Raw genomic sequence first — 21,007 nt, forward strand, 5'->3', positions numbered from 1 at the left:
CCGGGTCAGGGCCGCAACTCCAGCCGGAGGACGAGGTCCAGCAGGGCGAAGGCGAACAGGGCGATGCCGACGAAGCCGTTGGCGGTGAAGAAGGCCCGGTTCACCCGGGTCAGGTCGGTCGGGGTGACCACGACATGCTGGTACGCGAAGGCGAGCGCGGTCAGCAGCAGGCCGATCCACCACGGCCACGCGCCGAGCCAGTCGCCGCCGGCGTCGCCGCCCAGCCCGACCAGCGCGCCGAACCAGAGGAAGAGCGCGAAGGTGACCACGTGCGCGACCGTGGAGGCGACCAGGGCGAAGCGCAGCCCGTACCGGGCGGGCACGCTGTGCACCCCGATCCTCCGGTCGATCTCCATGTCCTGGCAGGCGTAGATCAGGTCGAAGCCGCCGATCCAGAGCCCGACCGCCGCGCCGAGAATCCAGGCCGGCCCGGAGCCGGCGAACGTGCCGGTCACCGCGAGCCAGCCGCCGACCGGCCCGACCGCCTGCGCCAGCGCCAGGATGGCGTGCGGCCAGTTGGTGAAGCGCTTGCCGTAGGGGTAGACGACCAGCGGTACCACCGCCAGCGGCGAGAGCACCAGGCAGAGCGGGTTGAGCAGCGCCGCCGCGGCGAGGAAGACGACCAGCGCGACCACCGCCCCGGTCCAGGCCGTGCCGACGCTCACGGCCCCGGTCACCAGTTCCCGCCCGGCCGTACGCGGATTGCGCGCGTCGATGCGGCGGTCGATGATGCGGTTCGCCGCCATGGCGAAGGTACGGGCGCCGACCATCGCGATCGTGATCAGCAGCAGGTCCCGCCAGCGCACCCGGCCCCCGTCGACCGCCATCGCGGTGAGCGCCGAGAGGTAGGCGAAGGGGAGCGCGAAGACCGAGTGCTCGATCGCGACGAGCTTGAGGAAGGACCGGACCCGGCCGTTCGTCCCGCGCGCGCCGCCCGGGGGCGGGCCGCCCGCCGCCGCGGCTCCGGTCGCCGGATCTCCCGCCGTACCGGTCGTGGGTGTGGCCGCCACCGTGCCTGGCTCGCTCACTGGATCCCGTACTCCTTCCACCGCTTGTCCACGAGGCTGCGGACCTCCGGCGACATGGTCATGCGTTCCGGCCAGCCCCGGGTGTAGCCCTCGGTCGGCAGCTTCCGGGTCGCGTCGACGCCGGCCTTGCCGCCCCAGAACTGCTGGTACGAGGCGTGGTCCAGGTGGTCGACGGGGCCCTCGGTCAGCAGCAGGTCCCGCGCGTAGTCGACGTTACCGAAGGCGCGGAACGCCACCTCCTGGTAGTCGTGCACGTCGCAGTCCTCGTCCACCACCACGATCAGCTTCGACAGCGAGAGCAGGTGGGCGCCCCAGATGGCGTTCATCACCTTCTGGGCGTGCTTGGGGTACCGCTTCCGGATCGAGACGATCACACAGTTGTGGAAGACCCCGGCGGCCGGCATGTCGTAGTCGACGATGTCCGGGATCAGCAGCCGCAGCAGCGGCAGGAAGATCCGCTCGGTCGCCTTGCCGAGCCCGTGGTCCTCCTGCGGCGGCTGGGAGGTGACGATCGAGTGGTAGACCGGCTCCCGCTGCATGGTCATCGCCTCGATGTGCAGCACCGGGAAGGGCTCGACCGGCGTGTAGAAGCCGGTGTGGTCGCCGAACGGCCCCTCGGGCAGGCGCTCCCCGGGCTCCAGGTAGCCCTCCAGCACGATCTGGGCGTTGGCCGGCACCTGTAGCGGCACGGTCAGGCAGTCGACCATCTCGACCCGCTCGCCCCGAAGGAATCCGGCGAAGAGGTATTCGTCGATGTCACCCGGCAGCGGCGCGGAGGCCGCGTACGAGATCGCCGGGTCGCAGCCGATCGCCACCGCGACCGGAAGCCGCTCGCCGCGCCGCTCCGCCACCGCGTGGTGCGCGGTGGAGTCCTTGTGGATCTGCCAGTGCATGCCGAGCGTGTTCGGCGAGTGCTGCTGCAACCGGTAGAGCCCCAGGTTCCGCTTGCCGGTCTCCGGGTGCTTGGTGTGGGTCAGGCCGAAGTTGTGGAAGATGCCGCCGTCGTCCGGCCAGACCTGCAACCCGGGCAGCCGATTCAGGTCGACGTCCGCGCCGCGGTAGACGACCTGCTGGCACGGCGCGGTCTTGACCTTCTTCGGCGGTACCGACTTGAGCTGGAGCACCTTGCCCAGCCCCTCCCGGATACCGGACCAGCCGACCGGCAGCTCCGGCTTGACCAGCGCGCCGATCCGGTCGCCGATCTCGTCGAGCCGCTCGACCCCGAGCGCCATCGCCATCCGGCGCTCCGTACCGAACAGGTTGATCGCGACCGGCATCTCGCCCCGGGTGGGCCGCTCGAAGAGCAGCGCCGGCCCGCCCGCGCGCACGGTACGGGTCACCACCTCGCTGATCTCCAGCGTCGGGTCGACCGGCACGGTCACCCGCCGCAGCTCGCCGGCCTGCTCCAGGGCGGCGAGGAACTCCTTGAGGTCGGGGTACGGGAAACCACGTGGGGCCATGCCTGCCAGTCTCGCGCACCGCCCGCCGGCCCCGGCACCCAGCCCCGTCGATCTAGGGCAAATCATCGTGAGTTGATCTCTAATCACCACGATTTGCCCTAGATCGACGGGGCGAGGCGGTGGTGGCGGCGGGGGTTACTCGCCGGTGTAGAGGCGGGGCAGGTCCACGAGGAGCACGTCGTCCCGGTCGGCCGCCAGGTCGCGGAGTTGGTCGGTACCGCCCTCGGCGCTGGCCAGTAGCAGCCGGGTCCGCTCCGCGTCCACCCCCGGACGGCGGCGCAGCACCTCCCGGGCCTGGACCAGCCGGTCGAGATCGGCGACGCCGAGCCGCCGCCCCCACTTCGCCTCGCCCACCGCCAGCAGCGGGCGGGGCCCGTCGGCGGGCGGCTCGCCGAGCGCCACGAGGTCGAGTTCGTGGCTGGTGCGGCTCGCCGGGTCGGTCAGCGTGCCGGCGTGCGCCTCCGCCACCGGGCCGCCCAGCGTCTCGGGTGCCGCGAACCGGAGCACCCACTGGCGTACCAGGTCCTCGAAGCGCGGCCCGAGCACCGCGCTCGCGTACCGCCGCTGCGAGCGGCGCCAGACGTCGGCGCCCCGGCGCTGCTCCAGCGCGGTCCAGGTCGGCTTCATCACCGCCTGGTAGAAGGTCACCAGCGGCTCGGTGATGAGGTACCGGCTCCGGCCGCCGCGCAGCGGGTCCGGGTCCCGGGCCAGCAGGCCCGCGTCCTCCAGCACGGTGAGGGCGTGCGACAGGTCCGTCGCCTTGCGGCCGATGTACCCGGCGATGCCGCCCCGGGTCGCGTTCCCCTCGGCCACCGCGGCGAGCACCGAGTGGTAGAGCGCGGTCTCCCGCAGGTCGGGATCCTCGGCCAGCAGGTAGCGGGCCTCCCGGAAGAGCGGTCGGGCCGGGTTCAGCACCGCCCGGACGACCCAGTCGTCGAAGTCCTCCGCCCCGCTCGGGGCGTCGTCCTGGACGTACTCCCGCCGGTAGGCCGGCGTGCCGCCGACGATGGCGAAGACCCGCACCGCCAGCGCGGGGTCCGTCATCCCCCAGAAGGCGGCGGCGGCCCGGAAGTCCAGCGGGGCCACCGGCAGCTCCAGCCCGGCCCGGCCGCGCAGCGGGGCCGACCCGGCGAGCAGCCCGCCCATGAAGGAGAGCGCCGAACCGCAGAGCAGCAGGCGGGTACGGGAGGCCGTCCGCTCCGGGCGCCCGGGGGTCAGCGCGTGCTGGATGATCGACGGCAGGTCCCGGCTGGCCCGCGCCAGGTACGGGAACTCGTCCAGCACGACGGTGGTGGGTCGCTCGCGCCCGAGCGCGAGCAGCGCGTCCACGGCCTCGCCCCAGTCCGCGAGGTTCAGCGGTCCGGGCGCCTCCAGGTGGCGTCCGAGGGCCGTGCCGAGCCGCCGCAGCGAGTCCGTCTCGGTGGCCTCGGTCGCCCCGAAGTAGAAGCCCCCGGTCGCCCGCGCCAACTCGTACAGCAGCAGGGTCTTGCCCTGCCGGCGGCGTCCGCTGACCACGCCGAGCGTCGCGCCGGGGCGCTCGTCGCCGACGAACCGCGCCAGCTCCGCCCACTCGGCGTCCCGATCGAAGATCTCCGCGGGCTTGCCCGGTAGCACCATCGCCGCCCCAGGTTAGGACTACATTTATTAGAAGTGTAGTCCTAAATCTCGCGGGCAACCGCGGCGCGGGGCCGACGGAGGAATGTCCCGGTACGCCGAGGGCCCGCGAACGGATCGCGGGCCCTCGGGGACGGATCGCCGGTCCGGCCGGCGGCGCGCCGACCGAAGGCGCCGGTTAGTTCACACCGGCGTACGAGTGCAGGCCGGAGATGAAGAGGTTCACGCCGAAGAGGTTCATCAGCATGGTCGCGAAGCCGAGCACGGCGATCCACGTCGCCACGTTGCGCTTCACGCTCGGGGTGGCGCGGGCGTGCAGGTAGCCGGCGTAGACGACCCACGAGATGAAGGCCCAGGTCTCCTTCGGGTCCCAGCCCCAGTACCGGCCCCAGGCCGCCTCGGCCCAGACGGCGCCCGCCATCACGGCGAACGTCCAGATCGGGAACGCGAAGGTGTGCAGCCGGAACGTCAGCCGCTCCAGCGTGGCGGCGGCGGGCACCCGCGCGCCGAGCGTGTACGGGAAGCTCCGCTTGCCCTGCTCGTAGCCGTTGCGGATCAGGTACATGACGGCCGGCACCGCGGCGAGCAGCAGCAGGCCCGAGGAGAGCACCGCCGCCGTGACGTGGATGACGAACCAGTACGAGTTGAGCGCCGGCACCAGCGGCACGATCGGCGTGTAGAGCACCAGCCCGGCGACGCCGAGCAGCAGCACCATGGCGAGCGCGACGAAGAGCCCGAGGTGCCGGATCGCCGGCCGGCGGGAGAGCACGACCAGCCACGCGGTGGCGCCGACGAAGGTCACCGAGAGCACGAACTCGTACATGTTGCCCCAGGGCATGCGGTCCGCCGCGATACCCCGGGTGGTGATCACGCCGAGGTGCGCGAGCGCCCCGAGCACCGTCACCGCGACGGCGATGCGGCCGGCGAGCGCCGCACGGCCCGGGCCCCGGTCCACGTCGGCGGCGGGCACCTTCTCCACCCGCGGCGGCTCCGCGCCCGGGCCGGTACCGCCCGCGCCGCCGACGCCGGCGCCGACCAGCACCCGCTCGCGGGCCGGGCGTACCACGGTCCGGCCGACCATCGCACGGTTGCCGAGGGCGTACTCGGCCGCGTGGCAGATCATCGCGACGAGGTACGCGAAGATCGCGACCACCAAAAGTTGATCCGAGAGTGCGGCCATCACTCGCTCTCCTCCTGCGTCCCGGCGCGTCGCACCGCGGCGACCAGTTGGTTGAACTCCTCGGCGAACCCGGAATAGTCGGTGCGCGGCAGGCCACCGGCCTCCACGAAACTACTACGCGCCGTCGTGGATTCGCTCAGCGGGTCGGAAAGCGCCGGGTCCGGCGCCGCGGTTCCCCCGTTCGAGTCCGCCGCCCGGTCGGGATCGGGCCCGCCGGCCGGGCTCTGCGCCGACGGGTCGGCCGGGAGCACCCGGAACCAGACCCGACGCCGGCGCCCGGTCAGCGTCAGCATCAGCCCGACCAGCAGCAGCGCCGAGCTGACCAGCACGATCTTCTCGCCCGGGTCGTACCGGACGGAGAGCGTCACGAACTGGCGGCTGCCGACGAACTCCACCGACGAACCGTCGTCGAGGGTCCACTTCTCGCCGGGCCGCAGCAGCTTGCCGTCGCCGACCTGCTTGAGCTTGCCGGTCCGGATCTGCCGCTGGTCGAGCTGGTAGACCGAGCCCGGGATGCCGGCCTCCAGCCCGAGGTTGCCCCGGTACGGGATCAGCATCAGGCCGGGCGAGCGCTCGGCCGGAAAGACCGACCGCACGTACGGCGGCTGGTCCGGCATGGTCGGCAGGTAGATCCCCTCGAAGGCGACCTGCTGGTTCGGGTCGCGCTTGCCGGTCTTCGGGTCGATGTTCACGTCCTGGAAGGTGGCCACGCCCTCGCCGGTCAGCATCGCGTCGGTGGTCGGGAAGGGCGCGATGCTGGTCAGCGACTTCCCGTACCGGTCGGTGTACCGGATGATCGGGGCGTACCCGTGCCCCAGCAGGTAGACGTTGGCGCCGTGCAGCCGCAGCGGCGAGTTGACCGAGAAGGTCGCGCTGCGGGACGGCCGGCCGCGCTCGTCGACCCGTACCGTCGCGCTGAAGCTCTTCGGCTGCCCGGAGTCGAGGTAGCTGGCCTTGAAGTCGGTCAGCTCCAGGCAGAACGGCGGCAGGTCCCCGTCGTCGACGCGCGGGCCGAGGCCCTGCTCGTCGAACTGCTGGAGGGTGTTGCAGAACGCCTTGTCCGCGCCGCCGACCAGCAGGCGGTTGCCGTGCCAGCCGTACCAGGCGCCGTAGCCCACCCCGACCAGCACGGCGAGCAGGGTGACGTGGAAGAGCAGGTTCCCGGTCTCCTTGAGGTACCCCTTCTCGGCCGAGACCGTGCCGCCCCGGACCGCGACCCGCCAGCGGCGCCGGCGCAGCACGGCCGCGATGGCCCGCGCCGTACCCTCCTCGTCGTCACCGCCCCCGGACCTGGCGTCCCCGGACCCGGCGACCGACCAGCTCGCGTACTGCGGCAGCCGCCGCAGGTGGCGCGGCGGAGCCGGTGGTACGGCGCGCAGCGCGCGGTAGTGGTCGCGCAGCCGGGGCACGATGCACCCGATCAGCGAGGTGAAGAGCAGCAGGTAGATCGCGGAGAACCAGACCGAGGCGAAGACCTCGAAGGCGCCGAGCCGGTCCAGCACCGGGGCGAGCTTGGGATGCTGGACGAAGTACGCGTTGACCTTCTCGGCGCTGATGGCGCGCTGCGGCAGCAGCGAGCCCGGGATCGCCGCGACCGCGAGCAGGAAGAGCAGCACCAGGGCGGTACGCATACTGGTGAGCTGCCGCCACGAGTTGCGCAGCAGCGCCCACAGCCGGTTCGGCCGCCGGGGCGGCGGTTGTTCCGGGGCCGCCACCCGGTCCTCGACCAGGGTCATCAGATGCCCACCTCCCCCACGCCGACCGTGCCGCGCAGCCAGATCACGAAGTCCTGCCAGCCGCCGGTGAGCAGGGCGAGCCCGACGACGATGAGCAGCGCGCCGCCGAGCCGGGTGACCCAGCGGCTGTTGCGGCGGACCACCCGGAAGACCCCGAGCAGCCGCTGGAAGCCGAGCCCGAAGGCGACGAAGGGGAGCCCGAGCCCGAGGCAGTACGCCACCGCGAGCACCACCGCGCGGTCGGCCTTGCCCGAGACCGCGGACATCGTGATCACCGCGCCGAGGGTGGGGCCGACGCAGGGGATCCAGGAGAGCGCGAAGACCGCGCCGAAGACCGGCGCGGCGAGCAGCCCGGCGTTGGGCAGCCGGTGGATCCGGAACTCGCGCTGCATGCCCGGTACCAGGCCGAGGAAGGCGAGCCCCAGCACGATGACCAGCACTCCCGCGCCGATCTCCAGGGCCCGCCGGTGGGTGAAGAAGACCCCGCCGATCTGGGCGGCCAGGACCGCGGTGAGGACGAAGACCACCGTGAAGCCGCCGATGAAGAGCGCCGACCCGGCGAGCACCCGGCCCTTGACCACACCGATCGAGCGGGTCCTCGCGACGGCGAGCGTGGCGGTCGGGCCGGCGGCCCCGGCCCCGCTCCCGGCGGCCCCGGCCCCGGTCCCGGCGGTCGGGGCGGCGGAGCGGCCGGCGGGCGGCGTGCGGGTGGTCCGCCCCTCCAGTTCGCTGCCGGCCAGCCCGGTGATGTACGAGAGGTAGCCCGGCACCAGCGGCAGCACGCACGGGGAGAGGAAGCTGACCAGCCCGGCGAGCGCCGCCGCGCCGATGGCCAGCAGCAGCGGCCCGCCGTTGGCGATCTCCCGGAAGGTCTCGCCCATCAGCGCGCGCCGTCCGCCGGCCGCTCGGCGGCCACCCGGGCGACGATCGGTTCGAGGTCGTCCCGGCGGACCGCCTTGCGGATCACCACCGCGATGCGTCCCTGGCGGTCCAGCACCACGGTCGCCGGGGTGGAGTTCGGCGGGATCTCGAAGGCGAGCGCCTGCCGGCTGGCGGGGTCGAAGAGGCTCGGGTAGCTGACCCGGCCCTGCTCGAACGCCCGGGCCTTGTCCCGCTGGTCCTGGACGTTGACACCGAGGAAGCGCACCCCGGACGCCTTGGTCGCCTGGTACGTGCCCTCCAGGTCGTCGGCCTCGGCGACGCAGGGCGCGCACCAGGAGCCCCAGAAGTTGACCACCACGACCTGGCCGAGGTCGGCGCTCAGGTCGTACGTGCCGCCGTCGAGTAGCTCGCCGGAGACCTTCACCGGGCCCGGCCGGTCGCCGGGCGCGCAGGTGATGATCCCGTCGGCCGAGCTGTCGCACTTCTCCTGCCACCCGCCGCCGGAGCAGCCGGCCAGCGCCACCGCCGCGACCACGGCGAGCAGCGCGGCGAGAACGATCCGGGGCGGGCGGACCATGTCAGGCTCCCTTGGCCGTCCGGGCGCCCGGCGACATGGCCACCAGGTGCGCCGCCGGCTCGCTGTAGCCGATGCCGACGACCTTGGCACCGTCGAAGTGGAACGAGGTCAGGCTCGCCAGGCCGCACTGCCGCTTGCGCGGATCGTGCCAGAGCCGCTTGCGCTCGACGTACCGGCGCAGGGTCCAGATCGGCAGCTGGTGCGAGACGCAGACCGCCTCGCGCCCCTCGGCCGCGACCCGGGCGGCGTGCAGCGCGGCGAACATCCGCGACGCGATCACCCGGTACGCCTCGCCCCAGGAGGGGGTGACCGGGTCGCGCAGCACCCACCAGTTGCGCGGGTCGCGGAACGAGCCGTCGCCGGGCGAGACCCGCTTCCCCTCGAACCAGTTGGCGCTCTCGATCAGCCGCTCGTCCACCGCCACCGGCAGGTTGAACTGCGCGGCGATCGGTTCGGCGGTCTGCTGGGCGCGCTCCAGCGGGCTGGCCACCACGTACGCGATGTCGCGCTCGGCGAGCGCCTGCGCCGCCGCCTTCGCCATCTGTACGCCCAGCTCCGAGAGGCGGTACCCGGGCAGCCGGCCGTAGAGGATCTTTTCGGGGTTGTACACCTCGCCGTGCCGCAGCACGTGGACGACCGTGTGGCTCATCGCGGCGACTCCCCGCCGGTCGTCCGGAGCCCCGCACACCAACCCTGAGCGGTCAACCCACTACCCCCCGTGTCTCGCCCCTACCGCTGCCGCGGCGGCGGCCGCGGCCGGCAACGCCGCCTCGATCTGCGCCAGCGCCTCGTCGTCCAGCACCGCCGAGACGAACCACGCCTCGAACGCGCTGGGCGGCAGGTAGACGCCGCGGGCCAGCATCTCGTGGAAGAACGCCTTGAACGCGTCGCCGTCCTGGGTCCGCGCCGTGTCGTAGTCGTACACCTCGGCGTCGGTGAAGAAGATCGAGAACATGTTTCCCGCGTACGACAGCCGGTGCGGCACGCCCGCGGCGGTCAGCGCCTCGGTGGCCAGCCGGCTCACCAGCGCGGCGTTCTCGTCGAGCCGCCGGTAGACGGCCTCGTCGGCCAGGCGGAGCGTGGCCAGGCCGGCGGCGCAGGCGAGCGGGTTACCGGAGAGCGTGCCGGCCTGGTACACCGGCCCGGAGGGCGCGAGCTGCGCCATCAGCTCGGCCCGGCCGCCGAAGGCCGCGGCCGGCAGCCCGCCGCCCATCACCTTGCCGTACGTGTAGAGGTCGGCGTCGACCGGCTCCCGCCCGGCCCAGCCGCCCCGGGAGACCCGGAATCCGGTCATCACCTCGTCGACGATGAGCAGCGCGCCGTACGCGTGCGCGATGCTCGCGAGACCGGCGTTGAAGCCGTCGCGCGGAGCCACCACGCCCATGTTGCCGGCCGCCGCCTCGGTGATGATCGCGGCGATGTGCTGGCCCTCGGCGGCGAAGACGGCCTCGACCGCGGCCAGGTCGTTGTAGGGCAGCACGATGGTGTCGCCGGCCGCCGCGCCGGTGACCCCCGGCGAGTCCGGCAGCGCGCCGAGTTCGCCGCTCGCCTCGGCCGCGGCGGCGAGCGTGGCGACGCCGGAGCCGGCCGCCGCGAGCAGGGCGTCGACGTGGCCGTGGTAGCAGCCGGCGAACTTTACGATCTTGGAGCGGCCGGTGCAGCCGCGGGCGAGCCGGATCGCCGACATCGTCGCCTCGGTGCCGGAGTTGACCAGGCGCACCTGCTCGACCGGCGTACGGGCGACGATCTCCGCCGCCAGCTCCACCTCGCCGGGGGTGGGGGTGCCGAAGCTGGTACCGGCGGCGGCGGCCTGCTGCACGGCGGCGACGATCTCGGGGTGCGCGTGCCCGAGGATCAGCGGGCCCCAGGAGCAGACCAGGTCGACGTAGCGCCGGCCGTCCGCGTCGAATAGCCACGGGCCGGTGCCGCGCACCATGAAGCGGGGTGTGCCGCCGACCGCCCGGAAGGCGCGTACGGGCGAGTTGACCCCGCCCGGCACGATGGTGCGGGCGCGGTCGAAGAGGGCCTCGGAGGCCGGCGCGGCGGCTGGGTAGCGGTCGCTGCCGGGCGTATGCGTCTCGGTCACGGTGCCGCCATTGTGTCAGCGCCCACCCGACGTCACGCCAGCCACCCCTGCCCAGGGGTAACCCCGCTCACGCGGGTCCGCCCGCCACGGACCGGCCGAGAACGGCGCAGTGAGCGCGTTTCCGCCCATACCGGCCCGGCTTGCCGGGCCGGTACTTCTAGATCGCGATAGGCTGACAGCCGTGGAGCGCGCGGAGCTGTCCATCACGGTGCAGCGATCGAACGACGAGGCGGTGGTCAGCCTCGCCGGAGAGATCGACATGCTCACCGCCACCCGGTTGTCCAACGTCGTCAACGAGGTACTCAGCGAGGCGCCGCCCCGGATCGTGCTCGATCTGGCCGGCGTGACGTTCTGCGACTCGCAGGGTCTCGGCACCCTCGTGGTGCTCAGCCGCAAGGCCAGCCACGCGCAGAGCCTGCTGGTGCTCACGAACGTCGGGGAGTTCCTGCTCCGGGTGCTGGACATCACCGGGCTCCGGTCCGCGTTGATGATCCGCAACGAGCAGGCCGCCGGCTGAGCACGCGCACCGTGCCGAGGCCGCTGCGGGTCACCACCCGGAACGCCGCCTTCCAGCAGTGGCAGGCGCTGCTGACCAACCGTACGAAGCGCCAGCGCGCCGGCGAACTCCTGGTGCAGGGCGTACGCCCGATCACGCTGGCGGTCGAGCACGGCTGGACCGTACGGGCCCTGCTGCACGCCGACCGCGGCCCGCTCTCCGGCTGGGCGCGGGAGCTGCTGGACCGGGTACCGGCGACCCCGGTGGCGATGGCGCCCGAACTCCTCGCGGAGCTGGGCGGCAAGGACGACGAGGCGCCCGAACTGCTCGCCGTGGTGGCGCTCCCCGAGGACGACCTGGGGCGGATACCGGTTGGCCCGGGGCTGCTCGTGGTCGTCTTCGACCGGCCGACCACGCCCGGCAACATCGGCACGCTGGTCCGCTCCGCCGACGCGTTCGGCGCCTCCGGCGTCGTGATCACCGGTCACGCGGCGGACCCGTACGACCCGAAGGCGGTACGGGCCAGCACCGGCTCGGTCTTCTCGGTCCCCGTGGTACGGGTCCCCACGCACCGTGCGGTGGTCGAGTGGGTCGACGGGCTGCGCTCGGCCGGCCTGCCGGTGCGGATCGTCGGTACCGACGAGCGCGGCGAGGTCGAGCTCGCCGAGCAGGACCTGACCGGCCCGGAGCTGGTGCTGGTCGGCAACGAGACCCACGGCCTGAGCGCCGCCTGGCGGCAGACCTGCGACCGGATGGTCCGCATCCCGATCGGCGGGGCCGCCAGCTCGCTGAACGCCGCCGCCGCGGCCACCGTCGTGCTGTACGAGGTGGCGCGGCAGCGGTCGGTCGGGGCGGCCGGCGGCATCCCGGCCCAGCCGGGCCGGCGGCCCGCCGGCTGAGCGGCCCGCCGGCTGAGCGGCCCGCCGGCTGAGCGACCCGGCTCGGCCGAGGCGGGCACTCGCCCGGCTGCTCAGCTCACCGGCCGGGGCGGGCACTCGCCCGGCTGCTCAGCTCACCGGCACGTCCCGGCGACGGAAGCCGGCGAGCCCGGCGGCGGTCAGCACCAGCGCCACGCCGAGCAGCCAGGCCAGCGGCGGTACGGTCAGCTCCCCGCCGGGCAGCCTCGGTACGTGGGTGAAGGGCGAGACGTCGAGCAGCGCCTGGCTCAGCCGCAGGACCGCGCCGAGCTGGCCGAGCAGCACGCAGGCGGCCAGCGCGGCCCAGCTCACGACGGTCAGCCGCGGCACGAGGCCGAAGAGCGCGACGGCGAGCCCGGCGAGCACCCAGACGGCGGGCAGCTGCACCAGCGCGGCACCGAGCACCCGGGGCAGCTGTCCCCAGGTGTCGCCGGCCGCGGCGCCGTAGCTCAGGGCCGTGGCGGCCCCGCCCACGGCGAGCACGACGGCCGGCCCGAGCAGCGCGAAGACCAGGTGCCCGCCGGTCCAACGCAGCCGCGGTACGGCGGCGGCCAGCAGCGGCTCGCTGCGCAGCGCCGCCTCCTCGGTGCGCATCCGCAGCGCGGCCGAGATGGCGTACCCGGCGGCGCCGAGCGCGACGAGGCCCATCATCCCGGCCAGGTACGCGTCCACGAACCCCGTCTGGCCGCCCATCCGGACCAGGATCTCCTCCAGGTCGGGGCTGTTGTCGGCCGCCTCGCGGACCGCGTCGGCGGCACCGCCGAGCACCGTCCCGAGCACCCCGAACCCGACTGACCAGCCGATCAGCGCGTTGCGATGCAGACGCCAGGCCAGCGCCAGCGGGCTGCGCAGGGACGGTGCGGCCGTCGCCGGGCCGAGCCGGGGCGGCAGAACGCCGGCGGCCACATCCCGGCGGGCGGAGAGCGCGTACGCCAGCGCGGCCAGCGTGACGGCCAGCCCGGCGGCGGGCGCGAGCACCCACCACCGCTCCCCGGCGAAGGCCCGGATCTGCTGTACCCAGCCGACCGGGGAGAGCCAGCTCAGCCACCCCAGCCCGCCGTCGCGGCCGCCGGAGTCGCCGGCGAGGCGGAGCAGGAAGGCGAGGCCGAGCACGCCGAGACCGAGGCCCCGCGCCGCGCCCGCGCTCTCGCTCAGCTGGGCGGTGACCGCGCCGACGGCCGCGAAGACCGCGCCGCTGGCCAGCACCGCCAGGCCGAACGCGACCGCACCGGTGGCCGGCAGCCCCTGGCCGAGCAGCCCGAGCGCGGCCAACAGGCCGAGCACCGCGTCCGCGCCGACCGTGACGAGCAGCGCGGCGGTGAGCCCGGCGTGCCGGCCGAGGGCGGCGGAGCCGAGCAGTTCCCGCCGGCCCGCCTCCTCCTCGGTACGGGTGTGCCGGACGACCGTGAGCAGGCTGGCCAGGGCGATGATGGCGAGCAGGAAGCCGCACCGCTGGACGGTCAGCGCGCCGAGGCTGTCGCCGTGCAGCGGCCCGAGCAGCGCCACCATCGAGGGGTTGCTCGCCGTGCCGTTGGCGTACGCCGTGAGGCCGGCCTGGGTCGGATACAGCTCGGCGAGGCTCGACGCGTACACGGTCGGCAGGGCGGCGAGCGCGAGGATCCACAGCGGCAGGATCACCCGGTCCCGCCGCAGGATCAGCCGGACGAGCCCTCCCGCGCCGGGGGTCGCGCTCCCGCCGCCCGGCCCGCTCACCGCGTCACCTCGGCGTGCCGCGCCTCGCCGGCCGGGCCCGCCCCGCTCCCGGCGCCCGCCGAGCCCGGCTGCGCCTCGTAGTGGCGCAGGAACAGCTCCTCCAGCGTCGGAGGCTGGCTGGTCAGCCCGCGTACGCCGATCGCGGTGAGCCGGCGCAGCGCGGCGTCCAGCTCGGGGTTGTCGACGTCGAAGCGGACGCGGTGGCCGTCGACGCGCAGGTCGTGCACGCCCGGCAGGTCGGCGAGCCCGTCCGGCGCGCCGGCCAGCTCGGCCTCGATCGAGGTACGCGTCAGGTGGCGCAGCTCGCCCAGCGTGCCGGTCTCCACGTCCCGACCGCTGCGGATGATCGTGACCCGGTCGCAGAGCGCCTCGACCTCGGCGAGAATGTGGCTGGAGAGCAGTACCGTCCGCCCGTTCCGCTTCTCCTGGCCGATGACGTTCTGGAAGACCTCCTCCATCAGCGGGTCGAGCCCGGAGGTCGGCTCGTCGAGGATCAGCAGCTCGACGTCGGAGGCGAGCGCGGCCACCAGGCCGACCTTCTGCCGGTTGCCCTTGGAGTACGCGCGGCCCTTCTTGCGCGGGTCGAGTTCGAAGGCGTCCAGCAGCTCCGCCTTGCGCCGCTGGTCGAGCCCGCCCCGCAGCCGGCCGAGCAGATCGATCACCTCACCGCCGGAGAGGTTGGGCCAGAGGGTGACGTCGCCCGGCACGTACGCGAGCCGCCGGTGCAGCGCGACCGCGTCCCGCCAGGGATCGCCGCCGAGCAGCCGGGCGGTGCCGGCGTCGGCGCGGAGCAGACCGAGCAGGACCCGGATGGCGGTGGATTTCCCGGCCCCGTTCGGGCCCAGGAAGCCGTGCACCTCGCCGGTGCGGACCGTCAGGTCGAGCCCGTCGAGCGCGCGGGTCCGGCCAAAGGTCTTGACCAGGCCGGACACTTCAATGGCGTTTTCCATGTATCAGACGCTACGCTTGCTTCACAACTTTGTGAAGCGAGTGGAATCTGACAGGATCGGGGGGTGAGTCAGGACCGGGAGGCCCGCATGCCCGATACCAAACCGCCGCCGCGTGACGACGAGGCGATCCGCCTCTTCGTCGAACGGATGGCGCTGACCATGAGCGAGCTGGGCTTCCCCCGGATGGCGGCCCGGGTCGTCTACACGGTGATGAGCGCCGACGACCCGATGACCGCCGCCGAGATCGGCGAGCGGCTGGGCGTCAGCCCGGCGGCGATCTCCGGCGCGGTCCGCCACCTGACCCAACTCGGGATGCTGATCCGCGAGCCCGTGCCCGGCTCCCGCCGGGACCGCTACCGGGTGCCCGAGGACAGCTGGCTCGAGGTCCTCAACCTCAAGGGCGGCGTCTACAAGATGTTCGCCGACATGGCCGACGAGGGCGTACGGGCGCTCGGCGAGCAGACCCCCGGCGGCCGGCGCGTCGCCTACATGCGGGACTTCTTCGTCTTCGTCCAGGGCGAGATCGACGGGATGGTCGCCCGCTGGCGGGCCAGCCGCCAGGCCTGACGCGGCCCTTCACGTCGATCATGGACTTGTGGTCGGCGATACGTCCGGGAAGGGGCTTCTGTCCCGGCCACGACTCCATGATCGACAGCGAGGGCGTACCGTCGGCCCGTGCCCCCCACGCCGCCCCCGGCCGCCGTGACCGAGTTCCAGTTGCTCGGGCCGGTGCGGGCGTATCGGGCGGGGCGGCAGTTGCCGATCGGCCGGCGCCGGGAACGCTGCCTGCTCGCGGTGCTGCTGCTGGAGGCCAACCGCCCCGTCGCCGTGGCGCGGCTGCTGGACCTGCTCTGGGACGGCGAGCCGCCCGACTCCGCCCGGGCCAGCCTGCACACGCACGTCTCCCGGCTGCGCGGGTGCCTCGACCCGGACGGCGACGGCGACGCGGGCGTACGGCTGCACGCCCGCGACGGCGGGTACCTGCTGGAGACCGACCGCGACCGGGTGGACGCGCACCGCTTCACCGACGCGGTCGCCGGGGCCCGGGAACTCGGCGACGCCGCGGCCCGGGCGGCCCTGCTGCGCCGGGCGCTGGCGCGGTGGCGCGGACCGGCGCTCGCCGACACCGCGTCCGGACTGCTCTACCAGCGGGTCGCCGCCGAACTGGACGAACTCCGGCTGGTGGCGACCGAACTCGCCCTCGACGCCGAACTCGAATGCGGGCGGCACGAACGCCTGGTCGGCGAGCTGACCGGTCTCGTCGCCGACCATCCGCTGCGGGAAGGGCTGTGGGAGCGGCTCGCGCTGGCGCTGTACCGGTCGGGCCGGCAGGCCGAGGCGCTGGCCGCGCTCGGCCAGGCCCGTCAGCGGTTCGCCGAGGAGTTGGGGCTCGAACCCGGCCCACGGCTGCGCCGGTTGCAGCGGGCGATCCTGACCGGGGACCCGGAGCTGTCCCCGCCCGCCGCGCGCGAACCGACGACCGGCGCCGCGGGCGGACCTCCCGGAAGCAGGGGCGGGGGCGACGCGGCAGCCGGCGGACCGCCGACGGCCGGCGGCGCGGGCGGATCTCCCGGACGCGGGGGCGACGCGGCGGCCGGCGGACCGACGACCGGCACCGCGGGCGAACTTTCCCGGAGCGGAAGCGGCGCGGCGGCCGCCGGACCACCGACGGCCGGCGACGGAGGACCGCGCGCGACCGGGGACGGACCTGCCGCGAGCGACGGCGACGAGGCGGGCGGCGCCGTGCGGGCGCCCCGGCAGCTGCCGATGGACATTCCCCAGTTCACCGGCCGCGAGCACGAGATCGGGCAACTGGAGGCGATCGCCAAGCTGGTGCCGGAGCGGCTCTCCGACGGCAGCACCGGCACGGTGGTCTGCGTGGTCGAGGGAATGGCCGGGGTGGGCAAGACCCGGCTGGCGATCCACGCCGCGCACCGGCTGGTCGGGCAGGGCCGGTTCGACGAGATCCAACTCTGGGCCGACCTGCGCGGCTTCGACCCGGACCGCCGGCCCGCCGACCCGGCCGCGGTGCTGGAGACGTTCGTCCGGCTGCTCGGCGTACCGGGGCAGCAGGTCCCGGACAGCCTGGAGGCCCGGGCCGCCCTCTACCGCGACCACCTGGCCGGCCGGCGGGCCCTGGTGCTGCTCGACAACGCGGCGAGCGAGGAGCAGGTCCGGCCGCTGCTGCCCGGCAGCGCCACGTGCTTCGTACTGGTCACCAGCCGGCACCACCTCACCGGGCTGGAGGGCGCGTTGCCGCTGCCGCTGGACGTCTTCACCCCGCGCGAGGCGGTCGACCTGCTCGCCCGCGTCGCCGGGCACCAGCGGGTCGCGGCCCAACCGGAACAGGCCGCCCGGATCGCCGAACTCTGCGGGCACCTGCCCATCGCGGTCACCCTCGCGGCCCGTCGCCTCCAGGCCCGGCCGAGCTGGACCATGGGCGAGCTGGTGTCCCGGCTGGACGTCGCCGACCAGCGGCTCGGGCAGCTCTCGGCGGGGCGCCAGGCGGTGCAGGCCACCTTCGACATGTCGTACCAGGCGCTGACCCCGCCGCAGCAGGGGCTCTTCCGGCTGCTGGGGCTGCACCCGGGCGACGACGTGACCGCCGAGGCCGCCGCCGCGCTGGCCGACACGAGCCGGCACGAGGCGGACGGGCTGCTCGAAGCGCTGCTCGACGAGCATCTGCTCCAGCAGAGCACCCCCGACCGGTACCGGATGCACGACCTGGTCCGCCTCTACGCCCGGGACCTGGCCCAGCGGGAGGAGCCCGGGTCGCGCCGCGACGGCTCCCTGGCCCGCCTGCTCCGGCACTACCTCGCGGGCGCCGAACAGGCGACCCGGCTGCTGCACCCGACCGAGTCGCGCCGGGTCTCCGGCACCGCGCACTCCGGCGGCGCCGCCGACCCCGGGTGGCGCGGCGCCGCCCCGCTCGGTACGCCCGCCGCGGCGATCGCCTGGACCGAGGCGAACCTGGCCAATATGGTCGCCGCCGCGTACCAGGCCGCCGAGACACCCGGCGCGGGCCCGTCCGCCGAGACGCCCGACGCGGGCCCGTCCGCCGAGACACCCGGCGCCGGGCCGCCGCCCCCGGGCGCCGACGCGCGCGGCGGGCTGCCGGGCCTGGTCGTCCGCCTCATCGTGGCGCTCTACCGCCCGCTGGCCAACCGGGGGCACTCGCGCGAGCGGATCTCGCTCAACCAGCTCGCCGTACGGATCGCGCGGCGCACCGGTGACCGGCACGGCGAGGCGCAGGCGCTGGAGGACCTGGGCACGATCTACGGCCAGATCGGCGCGCTCGACGAGGCGATCGAGTACAACGAGCGGGCCCTGGCGGCCTGGCGCCGGATCGGCAACCGGATCGGCGAGGTGGGCTGCCTGGTCGGGCTCGGCATCACGTACCGGCAGCTGGAGCGCTACGAGGAGGCCGTCGCGCAGCTGCGGGCCGGCCTCGCGGTCAGCCAGGAGATCGGGAACGAGGCGGGGCGCTGCTCGATCCTGAACCACCTCGGCCTGGTGCAGCAGGCGCTCGGACACTTCGACGAGGCGATCGCCTCCCACCGGGAGAGCATCGACCGCTGCCACCGGCGCGGGGACGTGCTGGGCGAGGCTATCGCCCTGGCCAACCTCGGCTGGGCGTACCAGCGCTCCGGGCGGGGCGCGCCCGCGGTCGAGTGCCACGGGCGGGCGCTGGCGCTCTTCGAGTCCATCGAGGACCGGTACAACGTCGCCGAGCAGCTCTGGGGCCTCGGACAGGCGCACCACCTGCTCGGCGACCCGGAGGGGGCGCGGGCGTACTGGCGGCGCTCGACCACGCTGCTGCGCGAGATGGGCATGACCGACCTCGGCTGGGACGACGACCTGCCGGCCGGGGCCGCACCGGAGCTGCCCGAGATCATCCGACTCAACACCTGACCGTCCACTCCGGACGTGGCGGCCGTCGGTCCCGGCCGGCCGGCCGCGCCGGCGGTACGATCGCGCGATGACCTGGCCCGTCAGTGATCTGGTCACCGACCGCGTACGCGTGCTGCTCCAGGAGCGTCCGGTGGTCGCGCTGCACCGCGGGCTGGTCGACGCGATCGTCGCCGGCACCCGGGACGGCCGGGGCGTACAGGTGGTGACCCCGGACAGCAGCCGGATGACCGTACCGCTGCGGCTCGCCCTGGTGGGCGAGGAGAGCCGCTGGGTGGTGCAGGACGGGGACCGCCGCTACTTCGACGGGCTCACCGGCGAGCGGCTGCGCTGGGGCGACGGGGCGTTCGTGGCCGACGACGACACCGGCGCGGCGGACCACGGCGCCGCCGTGCTGCCGGGCAACGCCGAAATGCTGCCGGGCGGCGCCGCCGTGCTGCCCGGCGACGGCTGGGACGGCGCCCACCAGCTCTGGCTCGGCGTCCAGCTACACCACCAGCGTCCGCCGGCCGCCTTCGGGCTCGCCGTCGAGGCCGCCTGCCGCGCCCTCACCGGCGCCGCGCCGGCCGGCTGGGGCACGGCCGAGCCGGTGACCGAGCGGTGGCGACCCGCCGAGCTGAGCCTGCTCGCCGCGAGCCGGGGGCCCGGCGCGACGCTGCTGACCGTCGTGGGTGGGGGCGAGCGCGCCCTGACCGGCACGCTGGAGATCGGCGGCGCGGCCGGAGGCGTGGTGGAGCTGGCCACGCTGGCCGTGGGGTACGCCGCCGGCCAGCGCACGAGCCGGGCCGAGCTCTCCGACCTCGCCGACGCGCTGGCCCGGGAGCATCCGCTCAGCTCGCTGCTGGCCGTACGCTGCGCCGGGCGCGAGGACGGCACCTGCTCCCCGTACGACGGCGGGCGCGGCGAACCGGTGGGCCTCGCCGTCGGCCCGGGGGTGCTGGACCCCGCCGACCTGGCCGAGGCGCTGGCGCTGCCCGGGGCCGCGTTGATCGGTGCGACCCGGCGGCCGACGGTCTGGTACGACCTCGCGGGCGGCTGGGAGGCGTACGACCGGCTGTCCGAGCGCCTCCCCGCCGACCTCCCCGATCCGCCCCGCTGAGCCTCCCGCGCCGCACCGTCTCCCTGAACGGCCGGCGGGCGCCCGGCGGCGAGGTCGGTGGCAAGGGCTTTGGCAAGTCGCACCGGTTCTACTGGGCCGGGACGGCGGGTGGCCGCTCGTCGATCGAGTTCTGGCCGATCCGGGCGGAAGGCGCCGACGACGCGCGCCCGGGACCGACCGACCGCACCGCTTCAGGGAGCAGCCATGCGATTCGACATGGGCAGTGACGCGCTGCCGACCCTCATGAACCGGACCCAGGGTGCACACGACGACCTCGGCAGCCTGATCCACCAGCTCATCGCGGCGGCGGAACCGCTGGAGGGCAAGTTCAACGGCAGCGCCAAGGCCGCGTTCGACCGGTTCAAGGTACGCGGCGACCAGATCACCGCGGACCTCAACTCGGCGGTGGCGTCGATCCTCGGCGGGCAGCGGGGCATGCACGTCTCCTTCGTCGAGGGCGACCAGGGCATGGCGGACAACTCCCGCGGCAGCGAGGGCGCCGCGAACTTCGACGGCGCGTCCTTCCGGATCCGGGCCTGAGCAGACGGGAACGAGTGAGATGGCGACGCAGGACCGGATCAGCTACGACACCGGCGCCTCGGCGGAGGCGCAGGGCAACCTCCAGAGTGTGGTCTCCCGCCTGGAGGCGGTGATCGGCGACCGCGACCAGGCGGTCAAGTCGGCCATGGCGGACTTCCAGGCGGACGGGGTCTCCGACCTCTACCACGACAAGGAGGTGCGCTGGAACAACGCCGCCCAGGAGGTCCGCAACATCATCGGTCTGATCAAGAAGACGCTGGGCGACAACGACGCGACCGCGTCGCAGGCGCAGTCCCGGGCCCGCTCGGCCGTCGACTCGATCTGACCCGACGGAGGGAGACGACCGGTGGCAGCGCGATACAGGATCGAGCCGTACGGGGTCCAGTCGGTGGTCAAGTCGGTGGCGGCGCTCGCCGAACACGACCTCACCGCGAACGCGAAGGGCGTCGCCGCGGCGGTCGAGTCGGCGACCGGGCACTGCGATCCGGCCTCCCCGGTCCGCGCCGCGCTCGGCCCGTTCGGGCTGGCCGCGACCGGGCAGATCAAGGGGCTCGCCTCGGCCACCGGCACCGTGCTCACGGCGGCGGTCAACGCGACCAACGCGTACGTGGAGGCCGACGTCGAGATGGCCCGCCGGGGCGAGCAGGGCGTACGGGTCACCGGCAGCTACGTCTCGGGGCACGTCGGGGACCGGGCCCAGCACGACGCCGAGCGGCAGACCGGCGGGCTGCGCAACCTGCCCCGGCAGGACGCGCAGGACGCGCGGGACCGGCCGAGCCTGAGCGACTGGCTGGCGAAAGTGGGACAGGGGCACTAGGCG

General features: G+C 74.3%; 19 protein-coding genes. 8 read left to right on the forward strand and 11 right to left on the reverse strand.

Annotated elements, in window-relative coordinates; genetic code table 11:
* Nucleotides 1-5: 5 nt before the first annotated feature.
* The 9 genes from mqnP to hemL all read right to left on the reverse strand — a co-directional run bounded on the left by mqnP (nt 6) and on the right by hemL (nt 10,563).
* Complete coding sequence (gene mqnP, locus AB0J86_RS00060) at nt 6-1,028, reverse strand: menaquinone biosynthesis prenyltransferase MqnP (protein ID WP_363850024.1); 1,023 nt, start codon at nt 1,026-1,028, stop codon at nt 6-8.
* On the reverse strand, nt 1,025-2,488 hold the full coding sequence (locus AB0J86_RS00065) for a menaquinone biosynthesis decarboxylase (RefSeq protein WP_363850027.1): 1,464 nt from the start codon (nt 2,486-2,488) through the stop codon (nt 1,025-1,027). The genes mqnP and AB0J86_RS00065 overlap by 4 nt, the downstream gene beginning before the upstream one ends.
* Before the next feature lie 135 nt (nt 2,489-2,623).
* Nucleotides 2,624-4,105 carry an ATP-binding protein gene (locus tag AB0J86_RS00070; protein WP_363850030.1) on the reverse strand — a complete coding sequence of 494 codons (1,482 nt, stop codon included), beginning with the start codon at nt 4,103-4,105 and terminating at the stop codon, nt 2,624-2,626.
* Between the two features lie 175 nt (nt 4,106-4,280).
* Nucleotides 4,281-5,282: a c-type cytochrome biogenesis protein CcsB gene (gene ccsB / locus AB0J86_RS00075; protein ID WP_363850033.1), complete on the reverse strand. Its 1,002-nt coding sequence runs from the start codon at nt 5,280-5,282 to the stop codon at nt 4,281-4,283.
* Complete coding sequence (locus AB0J86_RS00080; RefSeq protein WP_363850035.1) at nt 5,282-7,018, reverse strand: cytochrome c biogenesis protein ResB; 1,737 nt, start codon at nt 7,016-7,018, stop codon at nt 5,282-5,284. Before AB0J86_RS00080 ends, ccsB begins: the two co-directional genes overlap by 1 nt.
* A complete protein-coding gene (locus tag AB0J86_RS00085; RefSeq protein ID WP_363850038.1) occupies nt 7,018-7,899 on the reverse strand; it encodes a cytochrome c biogenesis protein CcdA in 882 nt (293 codons plus the stop codon). Before AB0J86_RS00085 ends, AB0J86_RS00080 begins: the two co-directional genes overlap by 1 nt.
* A complete protein-coding gene (locus tag AB0J86_RS00090) occupies nt 7,899-8,477 on the reverse strand; it encodes a TlpA disulfide reductase family protein (protein ID WP_363850041.1) in 579 nt (192 codons plus the stop codon). The genes AB0J86_RS00085 and AB0J86_RS00090 overlap by 1 nt, the downstream gene beginning before the upstream one ends.
* 1 nt (nt 8,478) lies before the next feature.
* On the reverse strand, nt 8,479-9,126 hold the full coding sequence (locus AB0J86_RS00095; protein WP_363850044.1) for a histidine phosphatase family protein: 648 nt from the start codon (nt 9,124-9,126) through the stop codon (nt 8,479-8,481).
* A 60-nt stretch (nt 9,127-9,186) separates the two neighbouring features.
* Complete coding sequence (hemL, locus tag AB0J86_RS00100) at nt 9,187-10,563, reverse strand: glutamate-1-semialdehyde 2,1-aminomutase (protein ID WP_363850046.1); 1,377 nt, start codon at nt 10,561-10,563, stop codon at nt 9,187-9,189.
* Nucleotides 10,564-10,744: 181 nt separating this feature from the next.
* Between hemL and AB0J86_RS00105 the strand changes: the two genes are divergently transcribed.
* Together AB0J86_RS00105 and AB0J86_RS00110 are read left to right on the forward strand one after the other, a co-directional pair.
* Entirely contained in the window at nt 10,745-11,080 is a 336-nt protein-coding gene (locus tag AB0J86_RS00105) for an STAS domain-containing protein (protein WP_363850049.1), read from the forward strand.
* Between the two features lie 11 nt (nt 11,081-11,091).
* Entirely contained in the window at nt 11,092-11,958 is an 867-nt protein-coding gene (locus tag AB0J86_RS00110) for a TrmH family RNA methyltransferase (protein ID WP_363850051.1), read from the forward strand.
* Between the two features lie 108 nt (nt 11,959-12,066).
* On the opposite strand, the gene AB0J86_RS00115 is transcribed toward AB0J86_RS00110, so the two are convergent.
* Nucleotides 12,067-13,689 carry an ABC transporter permease gene (locus AB0J86_RS00115; protein ID WP_363850054.1) on the reverse strand — a complete coding sequence of 541 codons (1,623 nt, stop codon included), beginning with the start codon at nt 13,687-13,689 and terminating at the stop codon, nt 12,067-12,069.
* Nucleotides 13,686-14,639 carry an ABC transporter ATP-binding protein gene (locus tag AB0J86_RS00120; protein WP_363850057.1) on the reverse strand — a complete coding sequence of 318 codons (954 nt, stop codon included), beginning with the start codon at nt 14,637-14,639 and terminating at the stop codon, nt 13,686-13,688. Before AB0J86_RS00120 ends, AB0J86_RS00115 begins: the two co-directional genes overlap by 4 nt.
* A gap of 87 nt (nt 14,640-14,726) precedes the next feature.
* On the opposite strand from AB0J86_RS00120, the gene AB0J86_RS00125 reads away from it, so the two are divergent.
* The 6 genes from AB0J86_RS00125 (at nt 14,727) to AB0J86_RS00150 (ending at nt 21,004) form a co-directional block, all read left to right on the forward strand.
* The gene (locus AB0J86_RS00125; protein WP_363850059.1) at nt 14,727-15,206 is read left to right on the forward strand and encodes a MarR family transcriptional regulator; all 480 of its coding nucleotides are present in this window, start codon (nt 14,727-14,729) and stop codon (nt 15,204-15,206) included.
* A 108-nt stretch (nt 15,207-15,314) separates the two neighbouring features.
* A complete protein-coding gene (locus tag AB0J86_RS00130) occupies nt 15,315-18,551 on the forward strand; it encodes a BTAD domain-containing putative transcriptional regulator (protein WP_363850062.1) in 3,237 nt (1,078 codons plus the stop codon).
* 67 nt (nt 18,552-18,618) lie between these two features.
* Nucleotides 18,619-19,647: a DUF6177 family protein gene (locus AB0J86_RS00135; protein ID WP_363850065.1), complete on the forward strand. Its 1,029-nt coding sequence runs from the start codon at nt 18,619-18,621 to the stop codon at nt 19,645-19,647.
* A 204-nt stretch (nt 19,648-19,851) separates the two neighbouring features.
* Nucleotides 19,852-20,187 carry a hypothetical protein gene (locus AB0J86_RS00140; RefSeq protein WP_363850067.1) on the forward strand — a complete coding sequence of 112 codons (336 nt, stop codon included), beginning with the start codon at nt 19,852-19,854 and terminating at the stop codon, nt 20,185-20,187.
* Nucleotides 20,188-20,206: 19 nt separating this feature from the next.
* Nucleotides 20,207-20,512, forward strand: a complete 306-nt coding sequence (locus tag AB0J86_RS00145; RefSeq protein WP_363850070.1) for a pore-forming ESAT-6 family protein — start codon at nt 20,207-20,209, stop codon at nt 20,510-20,512.
* Nucleotides 20,513-20,533: 21 nt separating this feature from the next.
* A complete protein-coding gene (locus AB0J86_RS00150; protein ID WP_363850073.1) occupies nt 20,534-21,004 on the forward strand; it encodes a DUF6507 family protein in 471 nt (156 codons plus the stop codon).
* Nucleotides 21,005-21,007: the final 3 nt, after the last annotated feature.

It is taken from the genome of Micromonospora sp. NPDC049559, from assembly GCF_040676675.1.
Classification (GTDB): Bacteria; Actinomycetota; Actinomycetes; order Mycobacteriales; family Micromonosporaceae; genus JBFAPK01.